The organism is Luteolibacter pohnpeiensis (assembly GCF_016595435.1).
GTDB lineage: Bacteria > Verrucomicrobiota > Verrucomicrobiia > Verrucomicrobiales > Akkermansiaceae > Luteolibacter > Luteolibacter pohnpeiensis.
The window spans coordinates 1-16,457 of sequence record NZ_JAENIJ010000051.1 but is presented as its reverse complement, the minus strand read 5'-3'; the positions used below and the strand labels follow the sequence as shown (position 1 = coordinate 16,457).

Annotated in this window: 17 protein-coding genes; 8 read left to right on the top strand and 9 right to left on the bottom strand. The window is 52.0% G+C overall.

The annotated features are described in order from the left end of the window. Positions 1-485, bottom strand: a 485-nt coding sequence (locus JIN85_RS18730) for a hypothetical protein (protein WP_200273689.1), incomplete at its 3' end; no start/stop codon positions are given. 50 nt (positions 486-535) lie between these two features. Further along, positions 536-1,240: a PEP-CTERM sorting domain-containing protein gene (locus JIN85_RS18725; RefSeq protein WP_200273687.1), complete on the bottom strand. Its 705-nt coding sequence runs from the start codon at positions 1,238-1,240 to the stop codon at positions 536-538. 272 nt (positions 1,241-1,512) lie between these two features. Here JIN85_RS18725 and JIN85_RS18720 point away from each other — a divergent pair, with 272 nt between their 5' ends. Further along, a complete protein-coding gene (locus JIN85_RS18720) occupies positions 1,513-1,986 on the top strand; it encodes a DUF5362 family protein (RefSeq protein ID WP_200273685.1) in 474 nt (157 codons plus the stop codon). On the opposite strand, the gene JIN85_RS18715 is transcribed toward JIN85_RS18720, so the two are convergent. Next, positions 1,983-3,263 (bottom strand): dihydroorotase, encoded by a 1,281-nt coding sequence (locus JIN85_RS18715; RefSeq protein ID WP_200273683.1) that lies wholly within the window; start codon positions 3,261-3,263, stop codon positions 1,983-1,985. The genes JIN85_RS18720 and JIN85_RS18715 overlap by 4 nt on opposite strands. Before the next feature lie 154 nt (positions 3,264-3,417). On the opposite strand from JIN85_RS18715, the gene JIN85_RS18710 reads away from it, so the two are divergent. Further along, entirely contained in the window at positions 3,418-4,752 is a 1,335-nt protein-coding gene (locus tag JIN85_RS18710; protein WP_200273681.1) for a hypothetical protein, read from the top strand. Between the two features lie 17 nt (positions 4,753-4,769). Here JIN85_RS18710 and JIN85_RS18705 read toward each other — a convergent pair whose 3' ends face one another. Genes JIN85_RS18705 through purD form a run of 4 tightly spaced genes read right to left on the bottom strand, consistent with a single transcriptional unit; the run spans position 4,770 to position 8,103 of the window. Beyond that, positions 4,770-5,687, bottom strand: coding sequence for an aspartate carbamoyltransferase catalytic subunit (locus JIN85_RS18705; RefSeq protein WP_200273679.1), 918 nt, complete (start codon positions 5,685-5,687; stop codon positions 4,770-4,772). Further along, positions 5,677-6,300, bottom strand: coding sequence for a hypothetical protein (locus JIN85_RS18700; protein WP_200273677.1), 624 nt, complete (start codon positions 6,298-6,300; stop codon positions 5,677-5,679). The genes JIN85_RS18705 and JIN85_RS18700 overlap by 11 nt, the downstream gene beginning before the upstream one ends. Further along, the gene (gene pyrR, locus JIN85_RS18695) at positions 6,297-6,830 is read right to left on the bottom strand and encodes a bifunctional pyr operon transcriptional regulator/uracil phosphoribosyltransferase PyrR (RefSeq protein ID WP_200273675.1); all 534 of its coding nucleotides are present in this window, start codon (positions 6,828-6,830) and stop codon (positions 6,297-6,299) included. Before pyrR ends, JIN85_RS18700 begins: the two co-directional genes overlap by 4 nt. A 19-nt stretch (positions 6,831-6,849) precedes the next feature. Beyond that, the gene (gene purD / locus JIN85_RS18690; protein WP_200273673.1) at positions 6,850-8,103 is read right to left on the bottom strand and encodes a phosphoribosylamine--glycine ligase; all 1,254 of its coding nucleotides are present in this window, start codon (positions 8,101-8,103) and stop codon (positions 6,850-6,852) included. A gap of 288 nt (positions 8,104-8,391) precedes the next feature. Between purD and kdsB the strand changes: the two genes are divergently transcribed. Both kdsB and pyrG read left to right on the top strand, forming a co-directional pair. Beyond that, positions 8,392-9,147, top strand: coding sequence for a 3-deoxy-manno-octulosonate cytidylyltransferase (gene kdsB, locus JIN85_RS18685; RefSeq protein ID WP_325109922.1), 756 nt, complete (start codon positions 8,392-8,394; stop codon positions 9,145-9,147). Positions 9,148-9,165: 18 nt separating this feature from the next. Then, positions 9,166-10,785, top strand: coding sequence for a CTP synthase (gene pyrG, locus JIN85_RS18680; RefSeq protein ID WP_200273669.1), 1,620 nt, complete (start codon positions 9,166-9,168; stop codon positions 10,783-10,785). Positions 10,786-10,788: 3 nt separating this feature from the next. Here pyrG and JIN85_RS18675 read toward each other — a convergent pair whose 3' ends face one another. Continuing rightward, complete coding sequence (locus tag JIN85_RS18675; RefSeq protein ID WP_200273667.1) at positions 10,789-11,748, bottom strand: YheT family hydrolase; 960 nt, start codon at positions 11,746-11,748, stop codon at positions 10,789-10,791. A 45-nt stretch (positions 11,749-11,793) separates the two neighbouring features. After that, positions 11,794-12,339, bottom strand: coding sequence for a peptidylprolyl isomerase (locus JIN85_RS18670; RefSeq protein ID WP_200273665.1), 546 nt, complete (start codon positions 12,337-12,339; stop codon positions 11,794-11,796). A 1,062-nt stretch (positions 12,340-13,401) separates the two neighbouring features. On the opposite strand from JIN85_RS18670, the gene JIN85_RS18665 reads away from it, so the two are divergent. From JIN85_RS18665 to JIN85_RS18650, 4 genes are all read left to right on the top strand, one after another. After that, positions 13,402-14,181: a hypothetical protein gene (locus JIN85_RS18665; protein ID WP_200273663.1), complete on the top strand. Its 780-nt coding sequence runs from the start codon at positions 13,402-13,404 to the stop codon at positions 14,179-14,181. Positions 14,182-14,553: 372 nt separating this feature from the next. Continuing rightward, a complete protein-coding gene (locus JIN85_RS18660; RefSeq protein WP_200273661.1) occupies positions 14,554-15,612 on the top strand; it encodes a hypothetical protein in 1,059 nt (352 codons plus the stop codon). Between the two features lie 225 nt (positions 15,613-15,837). Then, the gene (locus JIN85_RS22375) at positions 15,838-16,053 is read left to right on the top strand and encodes a glycosyltransferase (protein ID WP_200273659.1); all 216 of its coding nucleotides are present in this window, start codon (positions 15,838-15,840) and stop codon (positions 16,051-16,053) included. A gap of 222 nt (positions 16,054-16,275) precedes the next feature. Further along, on the top strand, positions 16,276-16,457 hold a 182-nt coding region (locus tag JIN85_RS18650), incomplete at its 3' end, for a transposase (protein ID WP_200273657.1).

Sequence of the window (16,457 nt, the reverse complement as noted above, 5' to 3'; positions counted from 1 at the left end):
GCTCCGGTTGCTCCAGTTGCTCCAGTTGCTCCAGTTGCTCCAGTTGCTCCAGTTGCTCCAGTTGCTCCAGTTGCTCCAGTTGCTCCAGTTGCTCCGGTTGCGCCAGCAGGGCCGGTCGGTCCTGCCGGACCTTGATAATCGCTATCGATCACAAATGCATCGGTCCCGTCTGGATTTACGAGTGTCACACTCGAAGTGCGGAGAGGGATCAGATCCAAAAATTCTACAGCTTCACCGTCATCGAAGTAACCGGTGAATTGGCCAACAGGTGCGAAGAAATTGGCATACCCAGCATTTTGATAAAGCCAGCTCTCGGTAGCGGAGTAATCGGAGAAATCGGTGATGATCGGACCATTGGTGATGAGTCCGGTTCCACCCATATTGACTCCGTCCGCGCCGATGACGGTTTCGGCATTCAAGTCTGCTGCGGAATAAATGGCCGCAAGAGCAAACACGGATAGATAGCGATTCGATTTGATTTTCATGGGGTTCTAGGGCGTTAGGTGAGATCGTTGCTAGCCTTGGGCGTGAGGTGTTATTTTCGTCTCCGAACGAAACTGAGAGCGACGACCAGGCCTCCCAACAAGGTAGTGGTCGATGGCTCGGGCACGGCAACCAGCGTGGTTGTGACTGAAAAGCCCGGGAGCTGAGTGATTTCGATCCCGTCCTCGGTGACGGTGTTCCAGACGATGGTGCTGATCTGTCCGTCTTTACCGAGACTGAAATCTCCATCCCACAGTGAGGTAGGAATTTCGATGGCTACATAGCTGCCTTCATCCGTGGGTTCGGTTAGAGTGACCACATCACCAATCAGCCCGCCGGAGCGACCGCTGAGACCGTCGTATATTTGAAAGGTGGTGGTGCTGCCATTTGGCGAAAGGCCGGTTACCCAAAGGTAGAGAGTGATGCTGGTAACGACCTCAACATAGCCGTCTGTTGCGTGCTCATTTCCAAAAGTGCCGAGATCTACTACGGTCGAAAAACCCTGAGTGCCAAACGCAGCGGTATCCGGAGAAACGGTACTGGCGGAAGCTCCGGAACTGAGAACACCAGTGTTCTCGTTGTATTGTTCCATGTCGAAGTCGGACGGTAGGCCATACACGTCCGTGTAACCGCTGCCTTGGACATTCACGCCGTAAAAATAACTGAAGTTCTGAGCATAGGCAGAGCTCGTAAGAGCCATGCATGCGGTGAAGATGGCGAATCGAATGCCTCCTGGGATTTTGAGTGTTTGTTTCATGGTGTGCTCAGTCGTGACTGCTCTTCGGCTGATGATAGATCCAGAAACAAAACGAATAGTCAATCAGTAATAAAACAGCAAATTAAACAAAATTCCACCAAGGCTATATTTGGTGGAAGAACTATCGTAACGAAGCAAGTCTCTCCAGCGTGCTGACTGATCAGCCGAATTGTCCGCGAGTGACTAAGCTCTAGGGCACTGCACTAGGGTTTCCCCAGATCATGAGAGCATTGCTCTTGAGCGTAAGTTGCCAAATGCATAGCACCTTGCACATGCAGACGAATCCCTATTCAGCGCCGATTGCGGAGGATACCCCGCCTTCGATGGGCGGTCCGGTGAATTACGGCGTTGTCGAGCAATTGGTGCTAACCAGGCCATGGGTTCGTCTGATTTCCCTCATCGCCATTTTGTTCCATGCTTTGATGCTCTTCGTTGGCAGTGTTTGGTTGATTATCTCTAGTAATAGTGGCCCCAGCTACACTGCGGGCTCATCATACCAGTCGGTGCCCAAGTTGAGTATCATGGGGATTTCCTACCTGATTTTTGGCATCCTGGGGCTGTATCCCGCACTCAAATTGTGGAAATATGCCTCGCGGATCTCGCGGCTGTATGACAGCTCGACAGAAGTCGAACTCATTGCTGCGTTGACGGAACAAAAGAAATTTTGGCGTTTCACAGGGATCCTGATCCTGATGTACATCGCCGCAATCGCGATGATGGTCATCATCAATATGGCCAGGAACTAGCGCTGCAATAGGATTTCATCGCCGAGTATGACCAGATCAACACGTCCTTTCAGAGTTTGATCCAGAAATGGCGTGTTGCGTGATTTCGATTTCATGAAATCCGCCGTGAAGGTGGTTTCAGCTTCGGGGTCGAACAGAATCAGGTCGGCTGCGGATCCTTCGGTAATGGTCGGCACATCCAGTCCCATCATGCGACGTGGCTCCGCGGAGTAACGCTTGATCAACAGATCCCAACCGAAATTTCCGGTGGCAATGAAGTGGTGATAAAGCGAAACCAAGGCGGTATCGAGCCCGGTGATGCCGTTTGGCGCAGCGACGAAATCCTGCGATTTCTCGAACGGTGTGTGCGGAGCATGATCGGTGGCGATCAGGTCAAAGGTGCCGTCGATGAGCCCTTGCAGCAACGCCTCGTTGTCGGCTTTGGTCCGCAGCGGCGGGTTCATCTTGTAGTGGGTGTCGTAATCGCCGATGTGCTCATCGGTGAAAAGCAGGTGATGCGGTGAAACCTCGGCGGTCACCTTCACATCGCCGCGTGCCTTCCACCAGGCGATCGTTTCCATGCCCAATTTGCTGGAAACGTGCTGAATGTGAATGTGCGCCCCGGTTGCGTGGGCGAGGCGGATGTCGCGATCGATGATGATTTCTTCGGCGCAGGCGGGTGAGCCTTTGATGCCGAGTTTGTAGCTCATGACGCCTTCATTGAGTGCGCGCGGCCCGGCTAGTTCCGGGACTTCGCAGTGGCTCGCGAAAAACATGCCCAGCTCGCTGGCGTATTGCATCGCGCGGAACAAAATCGCCGGGTCACCAGTGCTGTCGCCATCGTCCGTCAGCATTTTCACGCCATGCGAGCGCATGCCGTCGATGCCTGCCAGTTCTTTGCCGTGGCGGCCCTTGGTGACGCAACCGGAGGTGTAAACCGGGATGCGGGCGTTCTTTTTCGCAATCTCTAACACCTGTGCCACCACCGTGCCGGAATCAATCGCCGGGCTGGTGTTGGGCATCATCACCACGCCGGTGATGCCGCCGTTGATCGCTGCTTCCGAGCCAGATTGGATCGTTTCTTTCGCTTCCTGGCCCGGTTCGCGGAAATGAACATGGGCGTCAAACATCGCAGGCATCGCGATTCGGCCTTTGGCATCGATAACGTTCGCATCAGCGGGTGCTGCCTGATCTGGTCCGACCGATTTTATCACGCCGTCCTGGATCAATATATGGGCGGTAGGAAGGTCTTTTGAAGTTTCCGAGGCGATGCGTGCGTTGGTGATGAAAACAGTCATGAGTGCGGCAGCGGGATGATTTCAGACAGCGGGCGGATCGGGAAGAAATTGTTTCCAGGAGCTCATTTTGAAGGTTGGAATTGGAAACAGGGAGGTTAAGTCAGTTGACATCATTTCAAGCGGCCTTTTAGGGTCGCAGGCGATGAGGCATTTTTTGAAAATCGCAATGGTGGCGGTGGGTATGGGGCTTGTTTCCCAAGCGCACGCCGAGTTGATCGCGTCCGAGAGCTTTGAGTCCAACACCAACGAATTGGACCCCGAGTCAGGTTTTGGTTGGGATGGACCCTGGTATGATGGCGTTGAAGGTAGCGCGTATCCTCGTCTAAATGAGTTAGGATTGGAATTTAGTGGAGAAAAATTCGTGTATTCCGGGAGTGGTAAGGCGGCTCATATCAACGGAAAGCTATTTCGAAATTTGGAAAGTCCAATTGAGGTTAAGTTCGGTGAACCCAAAACCATTTGGGTTGGAGCTTTAGTTAATATGTGTCACTACCGGGATGCGAGGAGGCGTTCAGATGTTAGAGATTCTTTCAATAATATCGGGATTTTTGGGATGGGGGGCTCTTTGCCGATTAATAAGGCCGAATATGTAAGCTTTGGGATAACCATGGCATCTCAGTTTTATTCGGATAAATACAATATATTGAGGTATTCGACTTACGCGAATAGATATGGTATGAATATGGTTTCAGACAGGGAATACGATCCTGATCAAAGTGTTACCGCAATGATTCTTGGAAGATTTACCTTTGTTCGTGCTGCGGATGAACCAAATGATGTTCTTATAAGCGCAGAAATTTATATCGATCCAAAACTGGAAGTGGGCGGTAGGTTGGCCAAGGAAGATATGAGGATTTTCGAAAATCGTATCGAAAATTTTGAGCCGATTTCAGCAATTCGTCTCGAAGCTGGACATAAAGATGGTTACGATTACTACACTCGCGATGCGGAATTTATGATCGTTGATGAAATCCGTGTTGGCACTGAACTGGAAGATATAATTTCGATTTCTCCGTTTGAGGTCACCCCCTACATTTCGTGGTCCGAGGCATTACCAGCCGGGCTGAGGGATCCTGCGGATGATGCGGATGGCGACGGAATCCTGAATGGCTTTGAATTCCTCTATCAGACAGACCCGTTAGTCAAAGAGGACGCATCGGTGGTGCGCCCGGTTGTAGAGGGTGAAATGTCAGGCAAGGAGCTGATGGGCGACATTTCCGTTTTGGGGTTGGAGGAAGATAAAACCTACAAAATTCTTACTTACCGCCTTCCTAAGGACACTCGCGGCATGACTCTGTCAATTGAAGCCTCTACCCGTCTGGAGTTCGGCGACGATACCGCGGAGGCCCATTCGTTCGGCGCGGTCGAAGACGATGGCGATTTTGAAATCCAAAAATATTACCTCACCCCATCAATCGATGAAGCGCCAAAGTTGTTCTGGCGCCTTTCCACGACTCTGATTGAGCCGGAAGTCACCCTGGAAAATTGAGGATTGATATCGCTACCTCAGGCGTTTGGCCTGAGGTGGTAGAGCACCGACATGCGGACCGCGATGCCGTTTTCGACCTGGTCGTTGATTAACGACCGTTCGTAGTCGAGCACGGCGTCGCACAGTTCGACTCCGCGATTCACCGGACCCGGATGCATGATGTAGAGGCCGCGCTGGCGGATTTCTTCCAGGCGCGCGTCGGTGACACCGTAGAGTTTGTGATACTCGCGGATGCTTGGGAAAAACTGGACGTCCTGCCGCTCCATTTGCACCCGCAGCAGGTAAACGACATCCGGCTGCCACTTCATCGCTTCTTCGTAATTGGTGAAGCGCTGGATGTTTTCCGGGCCTAGCCGCGGAACAAGCGACCCCGGGCCAAGGTAGGAAACCTGCAGGCCGAGCTTTTTGAGAATGGTGGAAGTCGAGCGGGCGACGCGGGAATGCAGGATGTCACCGACGATCAGGACTTTCTTCCCGGTAGGATCAGGGAATTTTTCCTTGATGGTGAATGCATCCAACAACGCCTGGGTCGGGTGCGCGTGTGCGCCGTCGCCTGCATTCACGACGGAGGCCTTGGTGAGGCGGGCGATCGTTCCGGGAAGTCCGGAAGATTTGTGGCGGACAATGATGTAGTCGGTCCGCATCGATTGCAGCGTCTCGACCGTTTCCCGCACCGATTCGCCTTTGGTGATGGAGGATTGGGCGACGTCAAAGTTGGTGACATCAGCCGACAGGCGCTTGGCGGCAACTTCGAACGAAGAGTGGGTCCGCGTGCTCGGTTCGTAAAACAGCATCAACACCGACTTTCCTTTCAACGCGGGGACTTTCTTCACCGAGCGGGTGAAGAGTTCTTTGAACGGAACCGCTTGATCGAGGAGAACTTCAATTTCTTCGCGATCGAGGGAAGCAATGTCGAGGAGGTCTTTACGTGGCATTCCGAAGTTGTGGGAAATAGTAGAGGGCGCTGAAGATCAGAGTGAAAATAACGAGAATCGCGATGAACCCGGCGTGGTGGCGGGAGCGCTTTTTCTTGATGAACATGTAGCCCGATAGCGCGAGCGCGATGGCTCCGCATGAAAGCAGGATCGCACCGTGGGTGTGCATGATCGCGGAAATCAAGGTGCCCACCACCAAGGCGTAGCCGACGCCGATCAATGCCGGGTGGGCGGTGATTTCCTGCAGCTGGATCGCAGGTGATTGTGCGGTGAATGCCTCCCGTCGGCGTAATTCATCGAGATCCTGCTGGCTGTGGCGATAGCTCGGCAGCGATGTCCGAGGCTCTGAGCTCGCGCTGGTCGGTGCGGGGAGGCGTTCCGATTTTTTGAGCGACCGGACCGGTTTTGCCGGAGCAGGCGGTGGCAGCGGGGCGGAACCGGCTTGTGGCAGCGGTTTTTGTGGAGAGGGGGCGTTGGCGGGGTTGGCAGGTTGATTGCGCAATTCCCGTGCGACTCCTGGCGCGCCAGGTGGTGGAGCATCTGGAATGCCGAGCCCTTCCCGCAGTTTTGCGAGTTCTTCAGCGGTTTTTTTTCGCTGGGGAAGTGGACTCATGAATTCTCTTTTTTGACGATGCGGACCTCGTCCTTGCCGTCGGCTCCTTCGAGCGAAACCAATACGTGATCCAGACGGTCGGTGTCGAGCGTGATGCCGACGTAATCTGGCTGAATCGGCATTTCGCGGTGTCCGCGATCGATCAACACCGCCAGCTCAACCTTGCCCGGGCGGCCATAATCCGAGAGCGAATCGAGCGCGGCGCGAATGGTGCGTCCGGTAAAAAGGACGTCGTCGACCAGGATGATGTGTGCGCCTTCGACCGGAAAGGGAATGTCGCTTTCCTGCAGCTTCGGGTTTTCGTGAAGGTGCTCGAAATCGTCGCGGTAGAGGGAAATATCCAGCACGCCGAACGCGAGGTCGCGATCGTCGTCTTCCGCTAATAAAGTGAGGATGCGCTCGGCAACCTCGTCGCCGCGAGAGCGGATTCCGACCAGTGCGATTTCCTGACCGGTGGTTTTGCTGCGAATGGAATCCGCCAGGGCTTTGATGCCGTCGGCGATTTCATCGGCGTTGAGAATCGATTCCATGGAAATGGGGTGGGGGATTTCAGTCGAAATTGAGAATGCCGATGTCACGGCGGCGCTGTTGGCCGGGGAAACTGACGAGATCCGTCGCAGCGTGTGCAGATGCTACCGCAGATTGGCGATCTTGTCCTTGGGAAACAATCGCCAGCACTCGGCCGCCGTTGGTTTGCCAGCTGCCGTCTTCCGCCAACTTGGTGCCGGCGTGGTAAATGCGGTGGTCGCCCGGGCTTTCCAGTCCGGAAATCACATCGCCGGAGCGCGAGGATTCTGGATAGCCGTGGGAGGCGAGAATGACACAAACCGACCAGCCATCGTCGAACGAGATCAAATCCGGCTTCAGTTCGCCTTTTGCTCCGGCCAGGCAGAATCCGGCGAGATCGCCTTTGACCAACGGCATCACCGCCTGACATTCCGGATCGCCGAAGCGGCAATTGTATTCGATCACCTTCGGCCCATCCGGCGTCAGCATCAGGCCGAAGTAAAGAAAACCCCGATACGGCAGGCCTTCGCTGCACAGCCCGGAAACCGTCGGCTGGACAATTTCCTTTTCGATCTGCGCCAGCAATTCGGCGGAAATGAGCTGCCGTGAAGCGACCGCGCCCATACCCCCGGTGTTTGGCCCGAGATCGCCATCAAGCGCGCGCTTGTAATCGCGAGCCGGGGTGAAAATCAGGTATTGATCGTCAATGATCGCAGCAAAAATCGAAACCTCGGGGCCGGTCAGGCATTGCTCGACCAAAACGCGTCCGGGGCCGAAGCGTTGGTGGGTGAAAACTTCGTTGAGGAATTCGTAGGCACTCGCTTCGTCCGGGCAAACGGCGACGCCTTTGCCAGCGGCCAGGCCGTCGAATTTGAGAACGGTCGGGTATTCTCCGGCGATCGCCGTGACCGCTTCTTCCATGGTCGAAGTGGTGACGGCGCGGGCGGTCGGGATTTGATTGCGCAGCAGGAACTCCTTGGCGAATTCCTTGCTCGCTTCGAGTTGGGCGGATTCCTTCGGCGGACCCCAGCAAGGGATGCCGGCTTTTTTGCAAAGGTTGGCCAAACCCTCGTTTTTCACCAAATAGCTTTCCTCCCCGGCGACGCAAAGATCGATCGAGTTCTGCGCCATCCAATCAACCAGCGATTCCAAACCATCGGCCGGAACGCTTTTGGCGATTTGGAAAATGGCGTCGCTGCCCGGGAAACAGAAGATTTCCGGGCTTTCCGGCGACTCTGAAAGTGCTCTCACCAACGCGTGCTCGCGTCCGCCTTTTCCTACAACCAAAATTCTCATCCGCGGAGGTTTTCGAGGATTCCTCCGATCGACTCAATGACGGAATTGCAGGAATTTCAGTCGGCTGGGAAAGTTCGGTGAGTTTCGTGGACGACGTTGAGCCGGATTCGACGGCAAAGCAGGCTGCAGGAAGGGCGGACAGTTCAGGAGATGTTTGAATCTATCAGATCGAAAAGGCGGTGCATCGCTGTTCAAACGAATCCAATTGATGATAGTTTGCGATTTTCCGTAAACCGCTCTTGTCCGATGAGGGGTGCATCAGGTATTTTCTCCCAGCCTTTTGTTTGCGTGTCCCATTTGTCCCAAACCAATCACATCGTCGGTATTCTTCCTGCCCGTTGGGCCTCCACACGCTTCCCCGGAAAGCCCCTCCATCTGATCGCTGGCAAGCCTTTGATCCAGCATGTTTGGGATCGCTGCCGGAAATGTTCGAAGCTGGATGATCTGATCGTCGCGACCGATGACCAACGGATTTACGACGCCGTCATCGCCTTCGGCGGAAAAGTCACCATGACCTCTGCCGATCACCCGACCGGGACGGATCGCATCGCGGAGGCTGCGCGCGCGGTTCCGCAGGCCACGCACATCGTGAACATTCAGGGCGATGAACCGTTGATCGAACCGGCATTGATCGATGAATTGGCCGCCGCGATGGCCGCCGATGACTCGCTGGACATGGCGACCGCTGCCAATCCGCTCGATCCTGCCGACCCAGCTGTCGCCGATCCGAATGTGGTGAAAGTCGCCATCGCGTTGGATGGTCGCGCCCTGTATTTTTCCCGGTCCCCCTTGCCATTCTTCCGCAACCCCGTGGAAGGTCTCCCGGTTCTCCGGCACAAGGGCATCTACGCCTATCGTCGTAGTTTCCTCGAACGCTTCGTCACCTGGCCACCATCGCCGCTGGAACAGGCGGAGTCGCTGGAGCAATTGCGGGCGCTTGAGAACGGTGCCTCGATTCGCGTGCTGATTACCGATGACACCTCACCCGGCGTTGACACTCCCGAGCAGGCAGCGCATGTCGAAGCCATTCTTTCCTCCCTCTGATCTCTTTCGAACCATCCCATGAAATACATTTTTGTCACCGGCGGCGTTGTTTCCTCACTCGGCAAGGGACTTGCCGCGGCCTCGATCGGCACGCTGCTGGAGCATCGCGGATTGAAGACGCTGATGCAAAAGTTCGACCCCTATCTGAACGTCGACCCGGGCACGATGTCGCCCTATCAGCACGGGGAAGTGTATGTTCTGGATGACGGTGCGGAAACGGACCTCGACCTCGGTCACTATGAGCGTTTCACTTCCGGCGTTCTTTCCCGGATGAACAATCTAACATCCGGCCAGGTTTTCGACTCGGTTATTCGCAAGGAACGCCGCGGCGAATACCTCGGAAAAACCGTGCAGTTCATCCCGCACGTGACGGATGAGATCAAATGCCGCCTGCACAAAGTCACCAATGACAATCCGGATGTTGACGTGCTGATCACCGAAATCGGCGGCACGGTTGGCGACATGGAAGGGCTGCTTTTCATCGAGGCGCTGCGCCAATTTTCGCTGGAAGTCGGAAAGGAAAACGTCTGCTTCATCCACGTCACGCTGCTGCCGTTCATCAAGGCCGCCGGTGAAGTTAAAACCAAGCCGACCCAGCAATCGGTCGCGAAATTGCGCGAGCTCGGCATCCAGCCGGACATCATCATTTGTCGCACCGAGGCTGACCTCGACGAGGACAACCGCAAGAAGATCGCGATGTTCTGTAACGTCGAGAAGAAGAACGTGGTCGCGTTCCGCGATGTGGCTCACACGATTTATGAGTGCCCGCTCGACCTGCGGCGCGACAAGATTGACCGTTTGGTGGTCGATAAAATCGGCCTCGGCCACACTCCATCGCCCGCGCTTGAGGACTGGGAGCTTTTCGTGCAACGCGTCATTCATCCGAAGCACAAGGTGACGATCGCCGTGGCCGGAAAATACATTGAGCTGCAGGACGCCTACAAATCAATCTACGAGTCGCTGATTCACGCCGGTGCGCATCACGATACCAAAGTCCAGATCGTTCGCGTCGAAGCCGAGGCGATCGAGGATCACGGAGCGGAAGCAGTGATCGGCGATGTCGATGGGATTCTGGTTCCCGGTGGCTTCGGGGATCGCGGAATCGAAGGGAAAATCCTCGCTGCGAAATATGCGCGTGAGTCGAACATCCCCTACTTCGGTATTTGCCTCGGCATGCAGATCGCGACGATCGAATTCGCACGCAACGTTTGCGGGTTGGAAGAAGCGAACTCGACCGAGTTCCAGAAGAAGACGCCACATCCGGTGATCTGCTTGCAGGAAGAACAGAAGGGGATCGAAGACATGGGCGCGACAATGCGCCTGGGTTCCAGCGAATCGATTTTGTTTGCAGGAACGCAAGCCGCCGAACTTTACGACAATGCCGATCGGATTCACGAGCGTCATCGCCATCGCTACGAGTTCAACTCCGACTATCAGGATCAACTCCAGGAAGCCGGACTTGTGATTTCATCGGTCTCCGCCGAGGAAGGCTTGGTTGAAATCGTTGAGATCCCGGAGCACCCATTCTACATCGGCGCGCAATTCCACCCGGAATTCCAATCGAAGCCGAACAAGCCGCATCCGCTTTTCGCCGGCTTCGTCGCGGCCGCGCTCAAGCGCTCGCATTTGGAGGAGTAATCCTCACTCGGATTGAAGGAACTCAATCGCCCGCATTTCCGACCACCAACCGTGCGTGTTGGGATAGGTCGGAAAGCCGACGTGGCCGCCCGTTGCTGGCATTTCCAGATGGAAGTAAGAACTGGATTCGGCTTCCTCGATGGGAAAGCACGCTTCGCTCAAAAACGGATCATTGGCGGCGTTCACCAGCAGGGTGGGGACCTTGATGTTCGATAGGAACTGGCGCGAACTACTGCGAGTCCAGTAGTCGTCGGCATCACGGAACCCATGGATCGGGCCGGTGAAGCGATCGTCGAATTGTTGGAACGTGCGAATTTGGCCGATCCCGGAAACGTCAAGCTGATCGGGAAAAGCGAGCGCCTTGGCGAGCATCTTTTTCCGCAGGGGACCGAGGAACCGTTTCATGTAAATCCAGTTTTCGGGTCGGGCGAGTGCCGCTGCGGACGATGCCAGATCGCACGGAACCGAAAACGCGACGGCGCGATGAATTTGCGACGGAAGCTCGGTTCTTTCGCCAAGGTATTTCAGCGTCAGATTGCCGCCGAGGCTGAACCCCATTAGATCGATTTCTTCCGCAGGATGGGTGGCGATCGCATGACCGATCACCGCTTCCAAATCCTCTGTGGCTCCGCTGTGATACGAGCGCAGCAAGCGATTCGGCTCGCTGCCGCAACTGCGGAAATTCCAGGCAAGCACATCCCAGCCATTTCGGCTCAGCGCGCCAGCCATGCCCTGGATGTAGGGAGCCTGCGAACTCGCCTCAAGGCCGTGTGAAAGGATCGCGAGTTTGGAATTTCCGGCGCGATACCAATCGAGTTGCAGGAAATCGCCATCCGGCAGTTCCAGAGTTTCCGGCACGGTGGTTACCTGCTGAGGATGCCGGAAAAGCGCGGGCCAGATCGTCTGCAGATGGCCGCCGGGAAGAAATGCCGGGGCGCGATAGAAACTGGGAACGACCGGCATGAGGTTTTAATTTCAGATCTTCAACCCCACGCCGGGAAAATGAACTTAAGCCTTATCGAGGATGGAATTCCAATGCTCGACGTTGTCCTTTTGAGCTTCGAACAAGGCGGTGGTGTCGTCGTGGATCGTGATCGAAGTGATTTTGTCACCCACGCCATTGTATTTGCAGCCGCGCTCACCGGTGTTGTTCTTGCCGGTCATCTTGGCAGTCACGTCCAAGCCATCCGTAACCTGACCGAACACCGCGTGGCGGTTGTCGAGGAAAGGAGTGGGCACCGTGGTGATGAAAAACTGCGAACCGTTGGTGCCAGGGCCGGCATTTGCCATCGAGAAAACGCCGGGAGCGCGGTGGCGCAGGTCCGGATGAAATTCATCGGCAAACTTGTAGCCCGGACCGCCGCGGCCGGTCTCCGTCGGGTCGCCGCCTTGCAGCATGAAACCGTCGATCACGCGGTGAAACGCCACACCATCGTAGTAACCGAGCTTTGCCAGGTTCAGGAAATTCGCGGAGGTCATCGGAGCCTTGTCCGCATAGATCGTAGCGTCAATATCGCCAGCGGTCGTGTGGAGAGTGATTTTGATGTCAGACATGCGTGGAACCTGAACGTTGAACCACAAACGTTCAACCGCGAACATTGATGCGGGTCGGTGCAACCATGATCAGTTTGAGAAATTATAGATTTCAGTGCTGCTACTCATAACAGCGATCGTGGCTGCGACGTCTCGTCGCAGGCCGTGCAAGCGGCGTCCCGCCGCTTGTCTCAGCACTGACTGCTTGGCGCCGAACACTCCCGCGCCGCGTGAAAGGTATCACTGTAAATCGCCGACAATCGTTTCAAGAGCATCTCGACCGAGATAATCACGGAGCACTAACAAACCAAATGAAACTTCCCGCATCGGCGATCGCATTGGGCTACAAACACCGACGGGATACCGAATCGAACGGAGCGACACGGACAAGTGCGAACGCGACGTGCTCTGAAAGAGTGCGACCGGCAGGGAGTATCAAATTCAATGACTGTCTCACAACCTGACCATGCTAATTGATCAAGTCATACAACGCACTGAAGGCATCTGTGGTGAAGTAGAAACCACCAAGAAAAAGCACCGCCGTCAAAAAACACGCAAGAACCGGCAAGGCGAACTCTAGCAGCAGGTGAGTAACTTGATCAACCAAGTCTTCCATCGAGTTACCCAGAGGACAACCCGATTATTGCGATGGCTATACGCAGCTGGCTGTATCAAGATGCTTTCTGGAGCGAAGCCCTAGACCGGCTAACTCATATCTGAACCTGCAAAATACAATATTTTCTACACTGACCTATGTCCCTTTTACATCTCTTCGAAATTCATCGAGGCAAAAAATTTGGATATAAGACGTTGATAATCAAGATGATTAGTCAATAGGCCAAAAAAATCTTGCGGACACTCCGGAAATTTGATGATCTTCATAAGTCTTCAAACTTTAATGCAATGGGAATATAGTTCATTCGATAGTGCCTGAGCTTTTACAGCGATAACTGTAACATGGTCTCATTAAAAATTTCTGAATTTGTCAGAAAAAATTAAGTAAAAATCCTGACTGCAAGATTGAAGGTTCGCTATGTGATTGTTTGAATTGAATACCAACTTAAAAATCAATGAAAAGTAATAATGATTGTAATCGGCGGAATTTTGTTAAAAAACAGCTTTGACTGCGGGGCAGTTAGCCTGCTTGCTAAAGGTGTGAGTCTTGGCGATGAGGCAAGTGCAACTGTTACTCCGACAGCAACAGAAAGCAGTGTTTCTAGTTCAGTAACTTGGGAGTATAGGCTCAGATGCACTCAAGCACCAACAGATTTATTAGCAGGAACTCCCCTTGGTGATATTGGTGGTGGATTGGGTTATCGATATGGCTATTACAACTCGAATTCGTCGATTGATCCTGATGGTCCGGGTTATGATGCTAAGGTACGTGTTGGTATTGGTGCAAATGGCTCTAAGCCAGGCGATAAAGGCCAATCTATGACAGTGACCGCTGTAGCATTGGCAAAATGGGAAAACGAGTGGACAGTATTAGGTCAAACATATGATACTAATGAAGGGCCAGTTTATGCTACAGATGAACGTACAATATCTCTTGTAAGTCCGTATTCACCCACACTAACAAAAAATCCAGCATCACCTGTTCAAAGTGTTCAAGGATCAGGAAATCTTAAATCTTTGGTAATTGTTCAAGAAGCATTTAGCGTTCATGCTATAGCGGCATATTTAAATTCAGGGACTGGAGAAACGAGTGTGACTGCTGGCCCGTTTACTTACGCCACTTCTAATGCTGATGATACCTATGCGGTTGGGCCCGAAACATTGGATTGGACTATTGTATTGGAAAAGCGTGAATATGGGACTAGCGATCCTTGGGCTCCAGTAGATCCGCAACCCGATTGGGGGTGATTAAGATTTTATAAATATTCCAATTAGAAGCTGTCTGGAAATTAACTTTTCAGCGAAAATTTGGTCGTTCAGTAGGTCAGATTGAAGTTCTTACATTTTGCAATAGGGAGAGGTCAAGCTGTTTCAAACCGCCTAAGATATTTTCAGGCAGCTTCAAAGAAATTGTGGTTCAATCAATTTATTGACATTGTGCATGAATCAAATGAGGTATAGTTTTTCGAAATTTCTTGAATATTTCAAGCTCCAATGTATTTATTTGACTATTGGTTGATTAGATATTAATTGGTTAACTTTCTCATGATAAATAAAATATTAAAATTAACAGCGGTTATATTTTCGATTGGTATTATTATGTTCGTGATAATCCAATTCGTGCGGCCTCAATCAGAGTTGATGAAATTAGATAATGAATTAGCAGGAGTTGAAAAAACAAAATATCATAGTTATCATGATGAGTTGATTGAAAAGGATCATAAAGTAGCTGAAAGGAGGGGTGATTTATTAAATTTAAATTATGGTGAGATGAATGTTGTTGAGTTGCGGTCTCGTATCCGTATTGCTAATGCTGATGATTTGATTTATATATACAATTCGGTTATACAAACTTGGGATGATAGGGAATTAGCAAATTCAGTTGCGATTGATATAATTAATAGGCTTTCAGTGCTGCAGCCGGAATCTGCAGTGTATATAGTTGAAAATATAGGGCCGAGTAAATTCAGGCAAAATGCCATTGGTAACTTGCTTGGAAGAATTCCGAAGGGGGAACTATTATCTGTGGTTCAATTAAATAGACTCTACGCGTATCCGGAAGATGAGAGATCAATTAAGTTGACGTTATCAAATCGTCTTTCTGAGTTTAATAAAGAAGAATTAGTTGGTGCTATTTCTGGTTCAAGTGAATGGTTGAAAAGGCAACTTACATCCGCCTATGGAAGAGTTTTGGCGGCGGAGTCTAAATCATATAATGATTTGGATTTGTCAAAGTTTGATAATGCTACAAAAGAGCAAATTGTTCTTAGTTGGGCAAGTCAGTTATCTACAGTTGATCCTGAATCCCTTCTTCATGATTCTAGGTTCAAAAATGATCCATGCTATGAGAATATACTTCCTGCTGTTGCATTAAATTATGCTCATAAAAAGCCTGAGGTGGCTGCAAATTGGGCAAAATCAAACTTTGGTAATGGTCATTCTTCTGAGTTGGCTTTTAATGTGGTTATATATAAATGGTTGAATGATGATAGTAAGGCTGCATCAGATTGGGTGGCTAATACAAAGTTGAGTGAATCAGAAATGGATGCTGCAGCTAGCCAGGTATATAGATATTTGACGGAGAAGGGAGATGCTTCTTCTGCTCAAGAATGGCTTGATGGTATAAATAATGAGCAAATTAGAAATTCTATTCAGAAAGCTTATAGGCTTGGTGATTAAGGGGGGCTATTTTGATGTGCATATTGCATGTGTGATGATGGCGAGTTGTTAAATGATATGATTTATATTTTAATTGTACATCAAACCTCTAAAGATAAGCTGCTCCCAAGTGGTGTTGATTTTTGCGTTCAATTGTTAGGGCGAGTTAACTTGGGATAGAGCAAATATCTATATGGTGATGGGGATTTTGTTGGAGTTTTCAATAGGAATCGGATTTTTTCAAATGTGGATTTAGAATTGTATCCTTCAGGTATTCAACGTTCCGATATTTTTCTCTGTGCCGCCCTTTATGAGATGGGGGGATGCTATGCAGACGTCGATATGTTAGCTGTCCGTCCATTAAATAGTTTGATTCAGGCATCATATGAGATGGGCTTTGCAAATGACGACACGGAAATGATCCTGACGACCGATCATCCGATCCATAGTCGTCAGTATTAGGGACGCCAGAAAATCTACATGAACAATTTCATGCTGGCCAAACCAGGAGCACGCTTTCTCGAAATTTACCTCAAGGCCATGAAGCAGGCGGTAGCTCTTGGGCCACTTTCGACAGGCGCTCCCGTCCATACGACTTGAGCTGGCCCCAAAAACCGGGCCAGTGGCTAAGCTATGATTGTGGTGTGTGGGTTGGTACCGCAAACCGAACCGAACACGCACAAAATGAAAAGCAAACGCAGAAGACACGACCCCGAGTTCAAGGCCCGCGTGGCGCTTGAGGCGCTCAAGGGAGTGAAGACCATCCAGGAGATCGCCAAGGAATTCGACGTCCACCCGGTGCAGGTCTCGGAGTGGAAGAAGACGATGGCTCAAAACGCAGCGAGCGCCTTCGGAGGCGGCGTGGC

Bases quoted from the DNA above. Each gene is read 5' to 3' on its own strand.
- JIN85_RS18705 (WP_200273679.1), bottom strand. From the start codon at position 5,687: ATGCCACGTAAAGACCTCCTCGACATTGCTTCCCTCGATCGCGAAGAA.
- JIN85_RS18715 (WP_200273683.1), bottom strand. From the start codon at position 3,263: ATGACTGTTTTCATCACCAACGCACGCATCGCCTCGGAAACTTCAAAA.
- JIN85_RS18665 (WP_200273663.1), top strand. From the start codon at position 13,402: ATGATTGTAATCGGCGGAATTTTGTTAAAAAACAGCTTTGACTGCGGG.
- JIN85_RS18675 (WP_200273667.1), bottom strand. From the start codon at position 11,748: ATGCCGGTCGTTCCCAGTTTCTATCGCGCCCCGGCATTTCTTCCCGGC.
- JIN85_RS18720 (WP_200273685.1), top strand. From the start codon at position 1,513: ATGCAGACGAATCCCTATTCAGCGCCGATTGCGGAGGATACCCCGCCT.
- JIN85_RS18670 (WP_200273665.1), bottom strand. From the start codon at position 12,339: ATGTCTGACATCAAAATCACTCTCCACACGACCGCTGGCGATATTGAC.
- pyrR (WP_200273675.1), bottom strand. From the start codon at position 6,830: ATGGAATCGATTCTCAACGCCGATGAAATCGCCGACGGCATCAAAGCC.
- JIN85_RS18725 (WP_200273687.1), bottom strand. From the start codon at position 1,240: ATGAAACAAACACTCAAAATCCCAGGAGGCATTCGATTCGCCATCTTC.
- pyrG (WP_200273669.1), top strand. From the start codon at position 9,166: ATGAAATACATTTTTGTCACCGGCGGCGTTGTTTCCTCACTCGGCAAG.
- purD (WP_200273673.1), bottom strand. From the start codon at position 8,103: ATGAGAATTTTGGTTGTAGGAAAAGGCGGACGCGAGCACGCGTTGGTG.
- JIN85_RS18700 (WP_200273677.1), bottom strand. From the start codon at position 6,300: ATGAGTCCACTTCCCCAGCGAAAAAAAACCGCTGAAGAACTCGCAAAA.